General features: G+C 70.6%; 17 protein-coding genes. 11 read left to right on the top strand and 6 right to left on the bottom strand.

The window, feature by feature from the left end; all coding sequences use genetic code 11:
* Positions 1 to 2: 2 nt before the first annotated feature.
* Positions 3 to 710 carry a Flp pilus assembly protein CpaB gene (cpaB, locus tag CG719_RS30320; protein ID WP_100571921.1) on the bottom strand — a complete coding sequence of 236 codons (708 nt, stop codon included), beginning with the start codon at positions 708 to 710 and terminating at the stop codon, positions 3 to 5.
* Between the two features lie 86 nt (positions 711 to 796).
* Positions 797 to 1606 (bottom strand): hypothetical protein, encoded by an 810-nt coding sequence (locus tag CG719_RS30315; RefSeq protein WP_100572012.1) that lies wholly within the window; start codon positions 1604 to 1606, stop codon positions 797 to 799.
* A gap of 360 nt (positions 1607 to 1966) precedes the next feature.
* On the opposite strand from CG719_RS30315, the gene CG719_RS30310 reads away from it, so the two are divergent.
* From CG719_RS30310 to CG719_RS30285, 6 genes are all read left to right on the top strand, one after another.
* On the top strand, positions 1967 to 3526 hold the full coding sequence (locus CG719_RS30310; RefSeq protein ID WP_100571920.1) for a hypothetical protein: 1560 nt from the start codon (positions 1967 to 1969) through the stop codon (positions 3524 to 3526).
* 28 nt (positions 3527 to 3554) lie between these two features.
* Positions 3555 to 4118: a hypothetical protein gene (locus CG719_RS30305; protein ID WP_100571919.1), complete on the top strand. Its 564-nt coding sequence runs from the start codon at positions 3555 to 3557 to the stop codon at positions 4116 to 4118.
* 20 nt (positions 4119 to 4138) lie between these two features.
* Positions 4139 to 4537, top strand: a complete 399-nt coding sequence (locus CG719_RS30300; protein ID WP_234375830.1) for a hypothetical protein — start codon at positions 4139 to 4141, stop codon at positions 4535 to 4537.
* Positions 4538 to 4707: 170 nt separating this feature from the next.
* Entirely contained in the window at positions 4708 to 6402 is a 1695-nt protein-coding gene (locus CG719_RS30295; protein ID WP_199836842.1) for a chitinase, read from the top strand.
* A 180-nt stretch (positions 6403 to 6582) separates the two neighbouring features.
* Positions 6583 to 7107: a SigE family RNA polymerase sigma factor gene (locus tag CG719_RS30290; RefSeq protein WP_100571917.1), complete on the top strand. Its 525-nt coding sequence runs from the start codon at positions 6583 to 6585 to the stop codon at positions 7105 to 7107.
* A 54-nt stretch (positions 7108 to 7161) separates the two neighbouring features.
* Positions 7162 to 8442, top strand: a complete 1281-nt coding sequence (locus tag CG719_RS30285; protein WP_100571916.1) for a hypothetical protein — start codon at positions 7162 to 7164, stop codon at positions 8440 to 8442.
* A 66-nt stretch (positions 8443 to 8508) separates the two neighbouring features.
* On the opposite strand, the gene CG719_RS30280 is transcribed toward CG719_RS30285, so the two are convergent.
* From CG719_RS30280 to CG719_RS30270, 3 genes are all read right to left on the bottom strand, one after another.
* On the bottom strand, positions 8509 to 9192 hold the full coding sequence (locus CG719_RS30280; RefSeq protein WP_100572010.1) for a hypothetical protein: 684 nt from the start codon (positions 9190 to 9192) through the stop codon (positions 8509 to 8511).
* 77 nt (positions 9193 to 9269) lie between these two features.
* On the bottom strand, positions 9270 to 9689 hold the full coding sequence (locus tag CG719_RS30275; RefSeq protein WP_100571915.1) for a RidA family protein: 420 nt from the start codon (positions 9687 to 9689) through the stop codon (positions 9270 to 9272).
* A 33-nt stretch (positions 9690 to 9722) separates the two neighbouring features.
* Positions 9723 to 10484, bottom strand: coding sequence for an IclR family transcriptional regulator (locus CG719_RS30270; protein WP_100571914.1), 762 nt, complete (start codon positions 10482 to 10484; stop codon positions 9723 to 9725).
* Positions 10485 to 10675: 191 nt separating this feature from the next.
* On the opposite strand from CG719_RS30270, the gene CG719_RS30265 reads away from it, so the two are divergent.
* Both CG719_RS30265 and CG719_RS30260 read left to right on the top strand, forming a co-directional pair.
* Positions 10676 to 11980, top strand: coding sequence for an amino acid deaminase (locus CG719_RS30265; RefSeq protein WP_100571913.1), 1305 nt, complete (start codon positions 10676 to 10678; stop codon positions 11978 to 11980).
* 20 nt (positions 11981 to 12000) lie between these two features.
* Positions 12001 to 13644: an N-acyl-D-amino-acid deacylase family protein gene (locus CG719_RS30260; RefSeq protein WP_100571912.1), complete on the top strand. Its 1644-nt coding sequence runs from the start codon at positions 12001 to 12003 to the stop codon at positions 13642 to 13644.
* Positions 13645 to 13690: 46 nt separating this feature from the next.
* On the opposite strand, the gene CG719_RS30255 is transcribed toward CG719_RS30260, so the two are convergent.
* Positions 13691 to 14536 (bottom strand): S1 family peptidase, encoded by an 846-nt coding sequence (locus CG719_RS30255; RefSeq protein WP_100571911.1) that lies wholly within the window; start codon positions 14534 to 14536, stop codon positions 13691 to 13693.
* A gap of 405 nt (positions 14537 to 14941) precedes the next feature.
* Here CG719_RS30255 and CG719_RS30250 point away from each other — a divergent pair, with 405 nt between their 5' ends.
* From CG719_RS30250 to CG719_RS30240, 3 genes are all read left to right on the top strand, one after another.
* Entirely contained in the window at positions 14942 to 16324 is a 1383-nt protein-coding gene (locus CG719_RS30250; protein ID WP_234375829.1) for a DUF2079 domain-containing protein, read from the top strand.
* Between the two features lie 140 nt (positions 16325 to 16464).
* The gene (locus tag CG719_RS30245; RefSeq protein ID WP_100571909.1) at positions 16465 to 17676 is read left to right on the top strand and encodes a pyridoxal phosphate-dependent aminotransferase; all 1212 of its coding nucleotides are present in this window, start codon (positions 16465 to 16467) and stop codon (positions 17674 to 17676) included.
* Between the two features lie 102 nt (positions 17677 to 17778).
* Positions 17779 to 18216, top strand: a complete 438-nt coding sequence (locus tag CG719_RS30240) for an SCO4983 family protein (RefSeq protein ID WP_100571908.1) — start codon at positions 17779 to 17781, stop codon at positions 18214 to 18216.
* Positions 18217 to 18456: the final 240 nt, after the last annotated feature.

The following is an 18456-nucleotide window of genomic DNA, read 5'->3' as shown; positions in this document are numbered from 1 at the left end:
TCTCACTTGTCGTTCGCGAGTTCGTAGGTCCGGTCCTTGGCCGGGACGCTGGTGTCGCTGCCGGGGGCGACCAGCGCGAGCCTGACCCGCTGGGCGAACGACTCGGCGTAGGTGATGCGCTGGGCGTCGATGGTGGAGAGCGCGAAGGTGATCGGGACGGCGTCGGTGGGCTGCTGGGCCCGGTTGTCGGCGTTCGGCTGGAGCGCGGTGATCCGCCCGACGTCGAGGACCTTGGCGTTGGTCACGATGATCTTCGACTGGGCGGGGTCGCCCTGCCGCTGTCCGCCGAAGGTGGCGTAGACGTTGACCGTGGAGCCCGGTGTGATCTTGCCGGCCACGCCGGTCGCCGCGTCGATCATGATGGCGACCTCCTGCTGGCCCGGTTGCAGGGCGGGCTGGTTCACGATCATGTCGTTCTGCAGCAGGGAACCCTTGCGCAGGGTGGTGACCGCGATCTTGCCCTGGATCTGCGCGAGGTCGGTGACGGCGTTCGGCGACAGCCACCGTTTTGGCATCTTGACCTTCTCGAACTGTCCCGTGCTCAGCGTCGTGTACGGCGCGACGTCCGTGCGCAGCTGGTAGGCGGCGACCTCGGGGCCGACCTTGGACTTGACGTCGCTGATGACGGAGAGCACGCCCGCGAACGCGGCGAGGGCGCAGATGACGGACAGGATCAGGAGTATCACGCCGCGGCGCTGACGGGAGTTCATGAACCGTGCAACCTCATTGGGATATCGGTCGGCGAAGTCGAGCGGAATCGAATGACGGTGGTGCCGGTGGTTCAGGGTTCAGGGACTCATCCGGTGGGTGCCCGGTTCTCGGGCAGCGGCGGGGTGGCCGAGCAGAAGACGCAGCGGTCCCCGATGACGTCGATGCCGCACCAGTGGCACACACCCTGGCGGACCGAGGTGACCAGCTGGTAAAGCACCGACAGGTCGGGCAGGTAGGTGCAGAACTCGATCAGCTTGCCTGTGCCCCACCAGGTGGCGGACTCGGCCGGCAGGTCGGCCTCGCGCAGCCCGAGCGCGTTCCACGCGGGGGCGAGGGTGGAGCCGACCCAGTCGGACTGGAGCTGGCCCTTGGCGAGCAGCATCCAGCTGCCGAAGTCCGGTCCGTCCAGGGTGGCTTCGGGGCCGATCCGGACGAGCTGGGGTTCGGGGTGGGCGATCACGCCGAACTGGCTGCCCGGGACCCAGGACTTGGCGTGCGCCCTGAGACCGACGGGGACGCGGTCGAGGCGGGCGACCGAGGACAGGACGGCGCCCGCGTGGATGTAGTGGGTCAGCAGCCGGCCGGCCGAGGCGAGCACGCCGGGGCTGAGGTCGCAGGAGGCGAGCTGACGCAACTGGCGGGCGAGGACGGCGAGTCCGAGCGGCGGCAGATCGGGCCGGAACAGTGCGATGCGGTCGCTCTCCAGCAGCGACCGGACGGTGTGCAGCCGCCGTTCCACAGCGCTCGGCACGGCGTGCGAGCACACCACGACGACATACCCGTGCTGGTCGACCAGGGCCTTCATCGCGTCGAGCGTCTGCTCCAGCGGCTGCCGGTCCAGGTCCTTCAGGACGACGGCGGGCACGGTCCGCTCGTCCTGCGCGGGCAGCGCCATGTCGGCGCTTGTCACAGCAATGGCAGTTGACACGCGCAGCTCCCCGTTAGACGCCTGTCGGCCCGCCGGCGGTCATCCGGCACGCCGAGTTGACCTCACTGCGTGACTACCTCAGCACTGTATCCACGCCTCTGTGGCCGGAGAACAGCGATTTCGTACCTGGCCGGCAACTCTCCTCTCACAAGTCATTTCAAACCGGGGCAGGGTGAGCATCCTGAACCGACCCGAAAGCATGGGCCGGACGCAACTCGTTGACTGTGGGCCCTCGTTTGGGTCCGCGGACCCACGCCGCCCGGCACCGCCCGCACCTACGCTCGCCGCCCGGAACGGCGCTTGCCGGTGTGCGAGGAGGGGTGCCGCATGGCTCGCGGGGGCGGCAGACGGACATGCCGGAGGACGTACGGGTACGACGACTCGGGCGCGACCGCCACCGAGTACCTCGGCATGGTCGTGGTCGTCGTCGCCGTCGTGCTCGGCATCGGTGCCACCGGCGTCGGCCGGACCGTCCACGACCGGATCGCCGCCGAGATCTGCAAGGTCACCGGCGGCTCGGACTGCGGCGCGAGCACGCGGGAAGGCGACCGGGCCCTGGCCGACGCGGACTTCGAGCCGGCGCTGTGCCAGGTCTCGACGGTCAGCGACAAGGCGGGCTCCAAGGCGAAGATCCTGTTCTGGGAGATCGGCAAGGAGTACGGCTTCCAGGAGCAGCACCTCAAGGCGCACACGGACGTCAACCACGACGGCAAGGTCGACGACCAGGACGAGCTGGTCTACCTGACCTTCACGGACGCGGCCTCCGTCAGCGCCAAGAAGGACTTCAAGCCCGGGCTGAAGGTGGGGAAGGCCGGCACCGACAAGGTGGAGCTGGGCGCCGGGATCAAGGTGACCAACGGCGACACCTGGGTGTTCGAGAGCCCCGAGGAGGCACGCCGGTTCCGCGACGACGTCGAGAAGCTCCAGATGTACCGGATGCGGCGCCAGTCGCCGGGCGGCGCGGACGCGAGCCTCGGCGACAGCATCCTCTACCTGTTCGGCACCGGCCCCCTCAAGGACGAGGAGGACACGGAGAACCGGGTGAAGAAGGCGCTGGGCGACAACCGGAGGATCACCTACGGGAAGGTGGGCCTCGAGGCCTCCGCGGCGGCGGGCCTGAAGATCTCGGCGGGCGACGAGAAGAAGCTGAGCGCGGTGCTCGGTGGCAACTTCCGGTACGCCCCCGAGGTCACCTGGACCGACAACGCCTACAAGAACACCAAGTCGTACACGTACTCCTCGTCGATCGAGTACGGCGCCAAGGCGAGCTACGAGGGCGGCCCGCTCAAGGGGGACGCCTCGGCCTCCACGACCCGGACCGGCACCATCACCGTCACCTACGACAAGACCACCGGCAAGCTGGTCGGCGTCAACATGACCCGCACCGTCGAGCGGGGCGGCCCGAAGGGCGGCGCCAGGCTCGGCACGGGCAACGGCAAGTCGGGCAAGGACGAGCGCGGCGGCGGGGTGAGCGGGAGGGGCACCGCCAGCTCCACCGGCATCGAGATCGTCACGACCGCCCTGAGTTTCGACCCCGGTCCCGCCGGGGACCAGGACCGGGCCGTCGCCGAGCAGTGGCTCAGCAGCACCAACGAGCAGCTGGTGACGCCGTTCCAGTACATGTTCGACGACCACGCGCCGACCCGACGGCCGGGCGCCGACGACCCCTTCGGCCGACTGGTCTTCGACAAGGGCCGCTCCAGCAGGATGACGTACACGGGCCAGGTGAACGCCGCCGAGTACGGCTTCGAACTGAACCTCGGACTCAGCCTCGGTCTGTCGGTCAGCACCGAACAGAAGTCGGAGACGCTCACGGACGCCCGGTTCCTCGGTGCTCCGGACGGAGACCGCCGCTCCTACGTCCCCTACAGCTACTGTGCCAAGTGATCTCGCCGACTGGAGGGCTGGTACGCCGATGAGGACACGACTGCTGATCGCGGGCCTGCTCGCCGCCGCGGCCGCCCTCACGGGCTGCGGCAGGGGCGGCGCGGACTCCGCCTCCGTGCCGGACGGCTGGAAGACGCTGAACACGAAGGGTGTCTCGCTGTCGTATCCCGCGGGCCCCGAGGGATACGTCGAGCAGAGCGCCGCCGAGCGCAGCAAGTACAACGCGGCGGCGGCCGTGCGCGAGGAGTCCGGGCGGACGGTCTCGGTCATCACCGTGCAACTGGACTTCACCCGGGCCGACTCCGCCGAGCAGGCCGCCATCGCCGCGGAGGCCGGGATCCGGATGGGCGCGAAGGTGGAGGGCGAGAAGGACGTGAAGCCGGCCGGCACGGACCGGGCCAGGCGGATCGACTTCTCCTTCGACTCGACCGGCGAGGCCGGCAACCCGCCCAAGGGCACGCCGGTCCGGGGCGTGATCCTGACGGGCCTGGACTCGGCCGACCGGACCTTCGCGGTCCGGATCGACGCGGCGCGGGGCGTGCTGTCGGCGGCGGACCTGCGCGGGATCATCGACTCGGTGCGGGTGCACTAGCGGTGGGGGGTACGGCTCCCGTGCTGCCGCTGGTCCGGGCCTGGGCGGTGGGCGTGGTGGTGCTCGTCGCCACCGAGTACGTGCAGATGACACTGCTGTACGGGAATCTGGTCGGCCCGCGGGGCGTGGGCTCCTTCGGCGCGGCGCTGGCCCTGGTCCATCTGCCGAACCTGGTCTGCGTCGTGCTGGCGACCTGGGCGGCCGCGCGGGCCCATCCGGCCCCCTGGCGGGAGATCCCGGCGCGGCACGTGGTGGCGGCGTGCGCGGTGCCGGTGGCGGCGCAGCTGCTGACGCTGTCGCTGCGCCGGGAGCGGACCGGGCTGTCGTCTCCGGCGCTGTGGATGTCGACGGGGGTGCTGCTGGCGGGGTGCGCGCTGGGCCTGCTCCTTGAGCGGTGGCGGGAGGAGACCCAGGCGTAACGGGAGTGCGCCGCAAGGAGGTTGAGCCGCAGACGACTTTGGTCTGGACCTCTTGACAAGCCAAATGGTCTGGACCAACTTGTACGACCAGGGCGGTGGCCACCGCTCGTCCTGCCCTCCCCCCTCCCCCCTCACCCCCACCGGAGGCCCCAGTGGACCGCGTACCAGGCATGCCCAGACCCACAGGACGACGGCTGCGCCTGTGGTCGGGAGCCGTCACCGCCGCCCTCGCCCTCTCCTTCGCCGGGGCCGGCCAGGCGTCGGCGGCGGACGTCAACAACGCCAAGAACGCCGGCTTCGAGTCGGGCCTGAGCAACTGGACCTGCTCGGCCGGCAGCGGTACGACCGTCTCCTCCCCCGTGCACGGCGGCTCCGCCGCGCTGAAGGGCACCCCGGCCGGGCAGGACAACGCCCAGTGCACCCAGAAGGTCGCGGTCAAGCCCAACTCGACGTACACGCTGAGCGCCTGGGTGCAGGGCGGGTACACCTACCTGGGCGCGACCGGCACGGGCACCACGGACGTCTCCACCTGGACGCCGGACTCGACGGGCTGGAAGCAGCTCTCGACCACCTTCACCACCGGCTCCTCGACGACCTCGGTGTCGGTGTACCTGCACGGCTGGTACGGGCAGGCGGCGTACTACGCCGACGACGTCTCGGTCTTCGGCCCCGACGGAGGCGGCGGCGGTGACCCGGCCCCGACCGTGCCGTCCGCGCCGGGCGGCCTTGCGGTGACCGGCACGACGTCGTCGTCGGTGTCGCTGTCCTGGAACGCCGTCTCGGGCGCGACGGGCTACAACATCTACCGCGACGGCGCGAAGGTGACCGCGGTGAGCGGGACCTCGGCGACGGTGACCGGCCTCGCGGCCGCCACCTCCTACTCCTTCCAGGTGACGGCGACGAACACGGCGGGCGAGTCCGCGAGGTCGGCCACCGTGACGGGCACGACGGCGTCCACCGGCGGAGGCGGGGGCGGCACCCTCGCGAAGCACGCGGTGACCGGCTACTGGCAGAACTTCAACAACGGCGCCACGGTCCAGAGGATCTCGGACGTGCCGTCGCAGTACGACATCATCGCGGTCGCCTTCGCCGACGCCACGGCCACCCGGGGCGCGGTGAGCTTCACCCTCGACTCGGCCGGACTGAACGGCTACACGGTCGACCAGTTCAAGGCGGACATCAAGGCCAAGCAGGCCGCCGGCAAGAAGGTCGTCATCTCGGTCGGCGGTGAGACGGGCACGGTCTCGGTGAGCGACTCGGCCTCCGCGACGAACTTCGCCAACTCCGTCTACTCGCTGATGCAGACGTACGGCTTCGACGGCGTCGACATCGACCTGGAGAACGGCCTGAACGCCACCTACATGAGCCAGGCCCTGCGCGCCCTGTCCGGCAAGGCGGGACCGTCGCTGATCCTCACGATGGCCCCGCAGACCATCGACATGCAGTCCACGTCGGCCGGCTACTTCCAGACCGCGCTGAACGTCAAGGACATCCTCACGGTCGTCAACACCCAGTACTACAACAGCGGTTCCATGCTGGGCTGCGACGGCAAGGTCTACAGCCAGGGCTCGGTGGACTTCCTCACCGCCCTCGCCTGCATCCAGCTGGAAGGCGGCCTCGCCCCGTCCCAGGTCGGCCTGGGCGTCCCCGCCTCCACGAGGGGCGCCGGCAGCGGCTACGTCTCGCCGACGGTGGTGAACAACGCCCTGGACTGCCTGGCCAAGGGCACCAACTGCGGTTCCTTCAAGCCCTCGAAGACCTACCCGGCCCTGCGCGGCGCCATGACCTGGTCCACCAACTGGGACGCGACGGCGGGCAACGCCTGGTCGAACACCGTGGGCCCGCACGTCCACGCCCTGCCCTGACACCCGGCAGGCCCCGTCCACGGCTGTCGCCACGCCCCCGCCCGGGGGCGCGGCGGCAGCCGTTCGGCGTTCCCGCCCCACCGCCGAAGTCGCGTGAAACATTCCGGTGGGTCCACCGCATCAATGAGGTGGGGGCGCGACCGGGGGACCACGGAGCGCCCGGGGACACAAGGAGGGCACATGAGGCAGGGCCGGAACAACTGGACTGAGAAGTACCAGGAGTTCGCGGTGACACGCGCCGGGCATCTGTACCGGTCGGCCTGTCTCCTCACCGGAGGTGACACCCATCTCGCCGAGGACCTCGTCCAGGAGACCCTCGGCCGGATCTACCTCCGCTGGGGCCGGATCTCCCGCGCCGACAACCCGGCCGCGTACGCCCAGACCGTCCTCACCCGCGTGTTCCTCGCCCACCGGCGCCGCCACAGCAGCCGCAGGGAACGCGCCACCGACGTCCTCCCGGAAGTGCCCGAGCCGCGGACGGGCGGCGACGCGCCGCTGCGGCTCACCCTCCTGGAGGCGCTCGGACAACTGCCGCCCAAGGACCGGGCGGTGGTCGTCCTGCGCTACTGGGAGGACCGCAGCGTCGAGGAGACGGCGACCGCGTTGAACACCAGCTCGGCCGCCGTCCGGACCCGCTGCGTCCGCGCGCTGGCCCGGCTGCGCGTGCTGCTCGGCGACTCGCTCGCCGAGTACGCGGGCCGCTGACCTGCCCCGCCCCGACCGGACCAACAACCACCCTTGCGGAAAAGGCGGTTCGCCATGCCTGATGCAGACCACGACCCCTTCGAGGAACGGCTCGCCGACGTCCTGCGGGACACCGGCACCGAGTTCGGAACCGACCAGCAGATGCTGGCCGCCCGCGGCGAAACACACGGGCGGCGGCTGCGCTCACGGCGACGGGCCGCCGCCGTCGTGGGCGGTGCCGCCGCGGTGGCGCTCGTCGGACTGGGCGGGACCCTGCTCCTTCCCGCCGGCCAGGGGGACGGCGTACGACAGCGGTCCGCGGCCGCCGCCCCGGTGGCGCCGGCCACCCCCAGCCCCAGCCCCACCCACACCCCCGCCGAGACCGCCTCGAAGGTCGTGTCCGGCGAAGAACTCCTCCGCATTCTCGAAAAACTGCTGCCCGAGGGGCGGATCAGCGACAACAAGGACGAGGGCGACACGGCTGACAGGCCCCGGGCCAAGGTCCTGTACGACGACGGCGGAGGCAAGGCCGCCGTCACCGTGTCCCTCAACCGTGTGAAGCCCGGGAGCATGGAGGCCCGCCAGGCAACCCAGTGCCCCGACACGATGTTCATCGTCTACGACACCTGCACCTCCACGAAGCTCTCCGACGGCTCCGCCCTCATGCTCCTGAAGAGGTACGAGTCTCCGAAGAGCCGCACCGACAGGAAGCTGTGGACCGCCGACCTCATGACCCCGGCGGGCGGGTACGTCGGCGTGCAGGAGTGGAACAGCACCGGTGGGCTGGGCGCGCCCGCCACCCGGGAACAACCGCCCCTCGACCTGGACCGGTTGAAGGCACTCGCCACCGCTCCCGAGTTGCGCGCGGCCGCCGACGCCATGCCCGTCGACGCCCGTTCGGCGGCCGAGCCGGACACCGGGCCGGTCACCCCCGGCGGCTCGATCTCGGCGACTCTCAGCCGTCTTGTACCGCACGGGATCAAGATCGTCCGCAAGAGCGGTCCGGACGACGACGACTTCGGTTACGTCGTCCTGGACGACGGCAGGGGCGCGAGCCTGGTGCAGGTCAACGTCCAGCCGGACATGCGGGACGTGGAGAAGCAGCTGTTCGGTCCGGACGCCAAGGTCCTGCCCGACGGCACCAAGGTCGCCACACACCAGCAGCCCGGCGAGAAGGGCATTCCCGGGATCGTCTGGTGGAGCGTGGACACCATCCGGCCCGACGGCCGGCGCGTGGTGATCAGCGCCTTCAACTCCGGGGCGCAGGATTCCCCGGCGACCCGCAAGACCCCCGTGCTCACCATGAAGCAACTGGAGGCGATCGCCACCGACCCGAGGTGGCATCCGCAGGACTGATCACCGGCTGGGTACCGGGCCCGGCACTACTTGGTACCACTGGGCCCGGTACCGCCGGGGTCGGGATCAGGCGTCGTCGGCGGGCGGCTCGTCCGCCGTGTCCTTGCTGGTGGCGTCCTTCCCGGCGGCGGCGTCCTTCTCAGGGACGGCGCCCTTGCCGGCGTCGTCCTCGTCGGCGGCGTCGGCGGCGGCGGTGTCGTCCTCGGACGCCGCGCCGTCCTCGAAGTACGCGTCCAGGACCGCGTCCAGTCGCGTCTCCCACTCGGTGAAGCTCGCCCTGGACGGGGCCTCGATCTCGATGGGGTACCAGCGCCGTTCGGGGGTGTGCACGGTGATGGTGAACAGCTTGCCGAAACGGGAGGTCTCCGTCTCGACGGCGCCGATCTCGTCCCAGCGGAACTCGCACTCCTGGTCGTCCAGACAGAGGCGCACGCCGTTGTGATCGGCGACGATGCGGGCCCGGCGGTCGGCGGCCTCGAAGACGGGACCGTCGACGACCTCCTCCCGCTTCTCCTCCGGACTCTTCTCCTCCGGACTCTTCTCCTCCGGCCGTTCCGCCTTCCCGGCGGTCCCGGCGTCGTCCGCGACCGTCTCCGCGGCCGGCGGCTGCCCGGCCTGCGGCGGCCTGGCGTCCTCCGGTTCCGCCGTCGCGGGTGCGGTGAGCCCGGGGATGTGGGCCGGGTCGAACCCGGCACCCTTCACGGGCTCGGCCTTCAGGGGCTGGCTGCTCGAACCTATGCGCTGCTCCACAGCGGGCAGTATGGTCGACGAACCTGTGCCGGACACAACCAGCCCCGACTTCGTTATACGAAGATGGCCAAGACGCCTCAGCCGAGCACGGCGAGCGCGTCGATCTCGATGAGCAGACCCGCGGGCAGGCCGACGTAGACGGTGGTGCGGGCAGCGGGCGGCTGGGTGAGGCCCTGCTCCTCGAAGTACGTGTTGTACAGGTCGTTCATCTCGGCGAAGTGGGCCACGTCCGTGAGGTAGACGCGGATCATCATCACGTCGTCCCAGGTCGCGCCGCCCTCCTCCAGGATCGCCTTGACGTTGGCGAGGGTCTGGAGGGTCTGCTCGCGCAGGGTCGGACCGGCCGGTGTGGGCGCCTTGCCCTCCGCGGCGGGCAGGAAGCCGACCTGGCCGGCGACCTGGAGGATGTTGCCCTTGCGCACCCCGTGGGAGAACTTCGCGGGCGGGGTGGTGTGGGTCGCGGGGGTGAGGGCGGTCTTGGCCGTCGTGTCGCTCATACGAGGTCCTTCATCTCCTTCATACGGGGTACTTCATACGGGGTCCTTCACCGGGTTTCTGCCGGAGAACTCGTCGCTGACGGCGTCCGCGGCACGGCGCACCAGCGGGAGCAGGGCGAGGAGTTCGTCGGCGGTGACGACGACGTTCGGCGCGGAGACCGACATCGCCGCGGCCACCCGGCCGTCGGCGCCGCGGATGGGCGCGGCGACGCAGTTGATGGACTCCTCGTGGCCGCCGAGGTCTGCGGCCCAGCCCTGTTCGCGCACCGTCGCCAGCTCCGTCAGGAAGGCGGCGGCGTTCGGTGTCGAACGGGCCGTGTACAGCGGGTATTCGAGTCTCTGGGCGACCGCGCGCCGCTCGGCCCCGGGCAGGTCGGCGAGCAGCAGCTTGGCCACGGCCGCGACGGTGATGGCGACGGGTCTGCCGATCCGGGAGTACATGCGCACCGGGTAGCGGCTGTCCACCTTGTCGATGTAGAGCACCTCGCCGTCCTCGAGGACGGCGAGGTGCACGGTGTGCCCGCACTGCTCGTTCAGGCGCAGGAGGTGGGGATGGGCGATCTCGCGCACGTCCAGGCTCTCCATCGCCTCCTGGGCGAGGGCGAAGAGCCGGGCGCCGAGGCGGTAGCGCTGGTCGGACTGGCGGTGGACGAGCCCGTGCTGGTGGAGGGTGCGCAGCAGCCGCAGCGCGGTGGACTTGTGGACGCCGAGGCGCTCGGCCACCCGCCCGAGGTCGGCGGGGCCCTCGGCGAGCAGCGGCAGGATACTCAGCGCCCGGTCGACGGTCTGGCTCACGGCGTGCGTACCTCCTTCTCGGCCTCCTGGGCCCTGCCCGGTGCCCGTCGTCCGGCCGGAAGGGGCGGCTCCCGGTCCCCCCTCGGTTCCGAGGCTCTGGCATTGACCCGGCTCCGGCGGGATGCTAGACACCGGTGAGCACTGCACGCAATGACCATTGCACATTTTGCAACGGTCTCGAAGGAGGCTCGATGAGCACGGAAGCCCTCGCCCGGCTGGCCGAGGAACGGGTCGACCACCGTTTCAAGGGCCTCCCGCCGGACGCGGACGGTCTGACCGTCGGCGAGCTGACCGCCCAGCGCCGCAACCTCTTCACCGACGGCTTCGCCACGCCCGTGCTCGCCCTCTCCGCCGAGCGCCTGGAGCACAACCTGCGGCTGATGGAGACCTACGCGACCCGCCACGGCCTCGCCTTCGCCCCGCACGGCAAGACCTCCATGGCGCCGCAGCTCTTCCATCGCCAACTGGAGCACGGCGCCTGGGGCATCACCCTGGCGATGCCGCACCAGGTGCGCGTGGCCCGGGCGTTCGGCATCCGCCGGGTCTTCCTCGCCAACGAGCTGGTGGACCCGGCGGCCCTGCGCTGGGTCGCCGCCGAGCTGGCCGCCGATCCGTCCTTCCGTTTCATCTGCTACGTCGACTCCGTGCGCGGCGTGCAGCTGATGGACGCGGCTCTGGAGGGGGCCGCCCGCCCGGTGGACGTGGTCGTCGAACTGGGAGCCGGTGAGGGTGCGCGGACCGGCGTGCGCACGGAGGCCGAGTGCCTGGCGGTCGCCGACGCGGTGGCGGCCACGGACACCCTGCGTCTGGTCGGGGTCGCCGGTTACGAGGGCGAGGTGCCGCAGGCGGACCCGGAGCGGGTGCGGGCGTGGCTGACCCGGCTCGTCGCCCTGGCCGTGGACCTCGACAAGGCCGGGAAGTTCGCGCATGGGGGTACCCCCTGCTCGAGCGGAGCCGAGAGCTTGGGGGAAGAGGAGATCGTGGTGAGCGCGGGCGGCAGCGCCTGGTTCGACTCGGTGGCCGAGGTGTTCGCCGGCATCCCCGAACTCTCCCTGCCCGTGCTGAAGTTGCTGCGCTCGGGCGCGTACGTCTCGCACGACGACGGGCACTACCGCAGGATCACACCCTTCAACCGCGTCCCCGAGGAGGGCGCCCTGGAGCCCGCCTTCCGCCTCTGGTCCCAGGTGGTCTCCCGCCCCAGCCCCGGACAGGCCTTCGTCAACGCGGGCAAGCGGGACGCGGCCCATGACCTCGACCTGCCCTCCGCCCAGGTGGTGCGCCGGGACGGAGTCGAACGCCCGGCGACGGGGATCGAGGTCACCCGCCTGTCCGACCAGCACGCCTGGCTGAGCACCGCGCCCGGCGCGGAGCTGGAGGTCGGCGACTGGGTCGGCCTGGGGCTCTCCCACCCGTGCACGTCCTTCGACAAGTGGCCGCTCATCCCGGTGGCCGAGGCGGACGGTACCGTCGTCGACTACGTCCGCACGTTCTTCTAGGAGCTTCGAAAGGCACCGCCATGGATCCGGTGGAGCTCGCCGACTACGCCGATCTGGCCATCCGGGACGCGGACGTCGCCGATGGCACCGGGGCCCCTTCCTACCGCGCCGACGTGGCCGTCAAGGACGGCAGGATCGTCTCGGTCGTGAAGGAGGCCGCGGCGGCCGGCTGCCAGCGGCCGCGGGCGCGGCGGGAGCTGGAGGCGGAGGGCCTGGTGCTCGCCCCGGGCTTCATCGACATGCACGCCCACAGCGACCTCGCCCTCCTGCGCGACCCCGACCACAGCGCGAAGGCCGCGCAGGGCGTCACGCTGGAGGTCGTCGGGCAGGACGGGCTGTCCTACGCGCCGGTCGACGACCGCACCCTCGCCGAGGTGCGCCGGGCGATCAGCGGCTGGAACGGCGACGGCGACGACATCGACTTCAGCTGGCGTTCGGTGGGCGAGTACCTGGACCGGCTCGACCACGGCTTCGGCGGCGAGGGCATCGCCGTCAACGCCGCCTACCTGGTCCCGCAGGGCACGGTCCGCGCGCTCGCCGTCGGCTGGGAGGACCGCGCGGCCACGCCCGGGGAGCTGGACCGTATGCGGCAGTTGGTCGCCGAGGGCCTGCGGCAGGGCGCGGTCGGCATGTCCTCCGGGCTGACCTACACCCCCGGGATGTACGCGGAGGACGCCGAACTGACCGAGCTGTGCCGGGTGGTGGCGGCGCACGGCGGCTACTACTGCCCGCACCACCGCAGTTACGGCGCCGGAGCCCTCGACGCGTACGCGGAGATGGTGCGGGTCGCGCGCGAGGCGGACTGCCCGCTGCACCTGGCGCACGCCACCATGAACTTCGGCCCGAACAAGGGCCGCGCCGGCGAACTGCTGGCCCTCCTGGACGAGGCGCTCGACGCCGGCGCCGACATCACCCTGGACACCTACCCCTACACCCCCGGGTGCACCACCCTGGTGGCCCTGCTGCCGAGCTGGGCGGGCGAGGGCGGCCCGGAGGCGGTCCTCGGCCGGCTGTCCGACGAGGGCACCGCGGAGCGGATCCGCCACGACCTGGAGGTGACGGGCTCGGACGGCTGCCACGGAGTCCCGGTGGAGTGGGAGACGGTCGAGATCTCCGGGGTCACCGTCCCGGCGCTCACCGAGTACACCGGCCTGACGGTCCGGGAGGCGGCGGCCCGGCGCGGCGAGGAGCCCTGGACCACCGCCCGGCGGCTGCTGGTGGAGGACCGGCTGGGCACGACGGTCCTGCAGCACGTCGGCCACGAGGAGAACGTCCGGGCGATCATGCGCCACCGCGTGCACACCGGCGGTTCCGACGGCATCCTGCGGGGCACCAAGCCGCATCCGCGGGCCTACGGCACCTTCCCGCGGTATCTCGGCCGGTACGTGAGGGAGTTGGGGGTGCTGTCGCTGGAGGAGTGCGTCGCGCACCTCACCGGGCGGCCGGCGGCCCGGCTGCGGCTGCCGGACCGGGGCGTGGTCCGTGAGGGGTACCGGGCCGACCTGGTCCTGTTCGACCCGGCCACGGTCGCCCCTGGCGCCACCTTCGAACGGCCTCGCGCACTGCCGACGGGGATTCCGTACGTCCTGATCGACGGCCGCTTCGTGATCGAGGACGGACGGCGCACGGACGTACTGGCGGGACGGACGGTCCGCCGGACCTGAGCCACGACCGCCCGCCCCGCGCTGTGCCTTCCCGGTGCCTTCCCGGTCAGGGCTTGGGCAGGACGCAGCCGCTCCTGTTCAGGTCGAGCTGGTTGCCGGTGCCGAAGCAGGCGGGGATCTGGTAGGTCTGCTCGGCGTAGTTGATGCCCTGCCTGACGGTGACGGTGCCGTTCGCGTCGACCTCGCACGGGTTGTTCACGGTGCAGCGGCCGCCGCTCTCGTTGCCGGTGTTGTTGACGGCGACGACCTTGCCGGTGGCGGTGTCGACGACGGGTGAACCGGACGTGCCGCCGATCGTGTCGCAGGCGGAGGTGTAGCGGACCGAGTCCTTCCAGGTCCAGTCGCCCTCCTTCAGGCGGTAGACGAAGCCGTCGATGTTGCAGCTGTAGATCCGCTTCCAGTAGCCGGAGACCACCTTGATGGCGGTGCCGGCGACCGGGTGGGTGTCGCTCAGGGTCAGCGCGTTGATGCCGTAGGAGTTCTTGATCTGCGCGTAGGTGCTGGTGAGCTGGTAGATCGTGACGTCCGTGTCGGTCATGGTCGAGTAGACGACCTTGTTCGCCCGGAGCGTCGCGACCTGGGTGCCGGCCGAGTTCAGCAGGCCGAAGGTGCGGCTGGACGACTGGCCCACGACGACCTTGCCGGGCGCCGGGAAGCCGGTCTCCAGGCAGTGGCCGTTGCTGAGCACGAGCGCCGGGTCGCTGTCCGCGGAGGCGGGGAGGCGCACGACCGAACCGGAGCAGTTGCTCAGCGCGACGGTGCCGGCGAAGTCGACGGCCGCCAGCGCGGGGGCCGGCGCCGCGCCGGGGGTCTGCGTGGCGGCGGCCGCGGGTGCCATGCCCGCCCCGGTGATCACCAGGGTCGCGAGCGCGGCAAGGAGAGGCTTGTTCATCTGTGGGGGTCCCCTCTTCAGACGTGAGCGACCGGAGATCTTCCGGTCGCCCGTCTTGTCATGTGCATTGTGATGGCGCGAGGGGTGGGCCACAAGAAGACGTAGGCACCGGGCCGGGGGCGGTGCTGCGACCGGAGCGGGCCGGGGAGGACAACGCACCGCCCTCCGTGCGGCCATTCGGCGGATTCTGACCACACGGGAGTTTGGCCGACGCCGCGTCACAGTCGAATGCCGCACACGACTGGCCTTTTGATGGCTGCCAATCCCGGCTTTCCTGAAGGGCTCTCGATGCAAGCACAGTCCACCAAAAGCGCAGCGGTCCCCACACAGTCGCCGTCCAAGAAATGGGAGGCGGCCGAATCACCGTACTCAGGCCGCTTCGCCGGCATCTGGTGGATCTGGGTCATGGCGGGAACGCTCTTCGTGATGTACGCGGCGCTGTCGCTGCACTTCCACCATCGGATGATCACCAGCAGCTATGACCTGGGAATCTTCGAGCAGGTCGTCCGCTCCTACGCGGAAGGGCACTTGCCGGTCTCCGAAGTGAAGGGACAGGGCTTTCCCGTCCTGGGAGATCACTTCTCTCCCATCCTGGCGCTGATCGCGCCTCTCTACTGGGTGTGGCAGGGAGCGGAAACGCTCCTCGTCGTGCAGGCCGCTCTGATCGCCGTGAGCGTGGTCCCGCTGGCCCTCTGGGCACGTCGAACCCTTGGCATTCCGGCCGCCGCGGTCATCGGTGCCTGCTACGGACTGTCCTGGGGAATCGCCAGCGCGGTCGGCTACGACTTCCACGAAGTCGCCTTCGCCGTACCGCTCCTGACCCTCTCGCTCACCGCCCTGGGCAACGACCGGCTCGTCGCCGCGGGGTGCTGGGCCCTCCCCCTCCTGCTCGTGAAGGAGGACCTCGGGCTCACGGTTCTCGCCATCGGTCTCGTCATCGCCCGGCGCGGCAACCGCAGGCTCGGACTGTCCGCGGCCGCGCTCGGTCTCGTCGGGGCGGCACTCGCGATCTTCGTGATCCTGCCGGCGTTCAGCCCGAACGGGTCCTTCGCCTACTGGTCCCTGGTGGATGGCTCCTCCGGCGGCCCGGGAACGGCCGGAAGCGGTGGGGGCGGCCTGCTGGACCTGCTCCACCGGGGCACGATCGGTCTCGTCACCCCGCAGACCAAGGTGACGACCCTCTTCCTGGTGCTGGCTCCCACCCTCTTCCTGGCGCTGCGGTCCCCCCTGTTGTGGGTCGCCGTGCCGACCCTGGTGTGGCGCTTCGCGTCCAACAACGGCCTGCACTGGGGGACCGGCTTCCACTACTCGCTCGTCCTGATGCCGATCGTGTTCGCGGCGTTCGTCGACGCCCTGGTGCGGCGCGGAACGAGCGGGCCCAGTCTTCGACGCTACCTCGTGGGCTCCGCCGCGATCACCCTCGCCATCCTTCCGAGCTTCCCGTTGTTCCAGCTGTTCCAGCCGGACACCTGGCGGACCGATCCCCGTGTCGCCGTCGCCCACCGCCTGATGAACTTCATCCCCGACGGCGCCACGGTCCAGGCGTCCGACCATCTGGTGCCCCAGCTGACCAACCGCACGAGCGTCAGCATCTACGGCGCCGAAGGCGGCCGTCCCAACCCCCAGTGGATCATGGTGGACACCTGGGCTCCGGACGGATCACGAGGCTGGCTGGGCGCCCCGCTGAGCGCCGAAGCCGAACGGCAGCGTCTGACGGCCGACCGCCAGCGCGGATACGACCTGATGGCACTGCAGGACGGTTTCGCACTGCTGCACCACCGCGACTGAGTCGACCACGCCCGCATACCGGCTGAAACGCGGCGAGATCCGATGAACAGCGCCACTGATGCCAAAAGAGATCAAATCCTCCGTCTCACGTGATGGAAAACTCCCCACAATCGGTGCCATGTGGCCGTAAGCTCACGGGCATGCAGGTGATCCAGTCCACGAAGCTCGCCAACGTCTGTTACGAGATCCGGGGCCCCGTACTCGAGGAGGCGATGCGGCTGGAGGCGGCGGGTCACCGCATCCTGAAGCTGAACACGGGCAACCCGGCCGCGTTCGGCTTCGAGTGCCCGCCGGAGATCCTGGAGGACATCCTCCGCAACGTCTCCACGGCCCATGGCTACGGCGACGCCAAGGGCCTGCTGGCCGCCCGGCGCGCGGTCGTCATGCACAACCAGACTCTCGGCATCGAGACGGACGTCGAGCACGTCTTCATCGGCAACGGCGTCTCCGAGCTGATCGTGATGGCCATGCAGGGGCTGCTCGACGACGGCGACGAGGTCCTCGTGCCGGCGCCGGACTACCCCCTGTGGACGGCCGCGGTCTCCCTGTCCGGCGGCACCGCCGTCCACTACCGCTGCGACGAGCAGTCCGACTGGATGCCCGACCTCGCCGACGTGGAGCGCAAGGTCACCGACCGCACCAAGGCGATCGTCATCATCAACCCCAACAACCCCACCGGCGCGGTCTACGACCGGGCGGTGCTCAAGGGCCTGACCGACATCGCCCGCCGGCACAACCTGCTGGTCTGCTCCGACGAGATCTACGACAAGATCCTCTACGACGGCGCCACGCACACCCCGACCGCGTCGGTCGCGCCGGACCTGCTGACCCTGACGTTCAACGGCATGTCCAAGGCGTACCGGGTGGCCGGCTACCGGGTGGGCTGGATGTCCGTCTCCGGCCCCCGCGCGCACGCCGACTCCTACCTCGAGGGCCTGACGATCCTGGCGAACATGCGCCTGTGCGCGAACATGCCGGGTCAGCACGGCGTGGTGGCCGCGCTCAGCGGGCGGCAGAGCATCGGCGACCTGCTCCTGCCGGGCGGACGGCTGAAGGAACAGATGGACGTCGCCTACGAGCTGCTCACGCAGATCCCGGGCGTGAGCTGCGTACGGCCGAAGGGGGCGCTGTACCTGTTCCCGCGCCTGGACCCCGCGGTCTTCAAGATCAGGGACGACCGGCAGATGGTCCTGGACCTGCTGCGCCGAGAGAAGATCATGGTCGTCCAGGGCACGGGCTTCAACTGGCCCGAGCCGGATCACTTCCGGGTCGTCACGCTGCCCTCGGTCGACGACCTGCGGGACGCGGTGGGCCGGATCGGCACTTTCCTGGACGGCTACGGCCAGTCCTGACGTTCACGTTCGGTGCCCGTACGGACCAGTTCCGCGAACGGCCTCAACTTTAGACGCGTTCTAAGCTAGGATGTCTTCTGTCAGAGCACAGGAGGCCATCCCATGTACGAACCGATCCGCACCGGGCCCTCCGGCAGGTCCGTCCACAGCCCGATGGCCGGCACCACCTCCGACTTCCCCCACCGCTCCCGCGAGGAGGAGCTGGACATCCAGCTCGCGGGCCATCTCGCGGCGCTGCTCGCCGTCACGGACGAGCTGCGCGCACTGGCCCCCTCCGCCGACCTGGACAACGCGGCCGGGCGGCTGACCGAACAGGTGGCCCGGCTGGGTGGCGGTCACGGTGCGGCCCGCACGTCGGTGGCCGCCGTCCGCGAACCGTCGGCGCTGCACCAGCGGGCGCACGCGCTCGCCGGCCGCACGCTCGTCGTCGCCGCCTCCCGGGCGGACACGACGGTGGCGATCCTGGCGGCCGAGCGGATGGACGCCCATGCCGCTGCCGCGCGGAGTGAATCGCAGAAGTTCAGCGGTGCCGCCCACTAGGGCGTGTTTCGAAAGTGCCGTCTGCCCCGCGACGCCTGGCACGCACGCTCGCTGCGTTGTCGGGATCGCCCACGTACACCCAGTACGAGGGCGACCCTCCGCCTTGCGATCGCACGCACCAGACGCCGCGGGACCCGCCCTCCGGGCGAACGACGCCACTTTCGAAACACGCCCTAGCCCCAATACCGGTGATTTAGGTTGTTTTCCGGCTGGTTGAGGTGGCTCTGGTTGGCCCGACCA

It is taken from the genome of Streptomyces sp. CB01373, assembly GCF_002803075.1.
Classification (GTDB): domain Bacteria; phylum Actinomycetota; class Actinomycetes; order Streptomycetales; family Streptomycetaceae; genus Streptomyces.
Note: the sequence above shows the minus strand (reverse complement) of the source record. Positions and strands in the feature narration are given on the sequence as shown.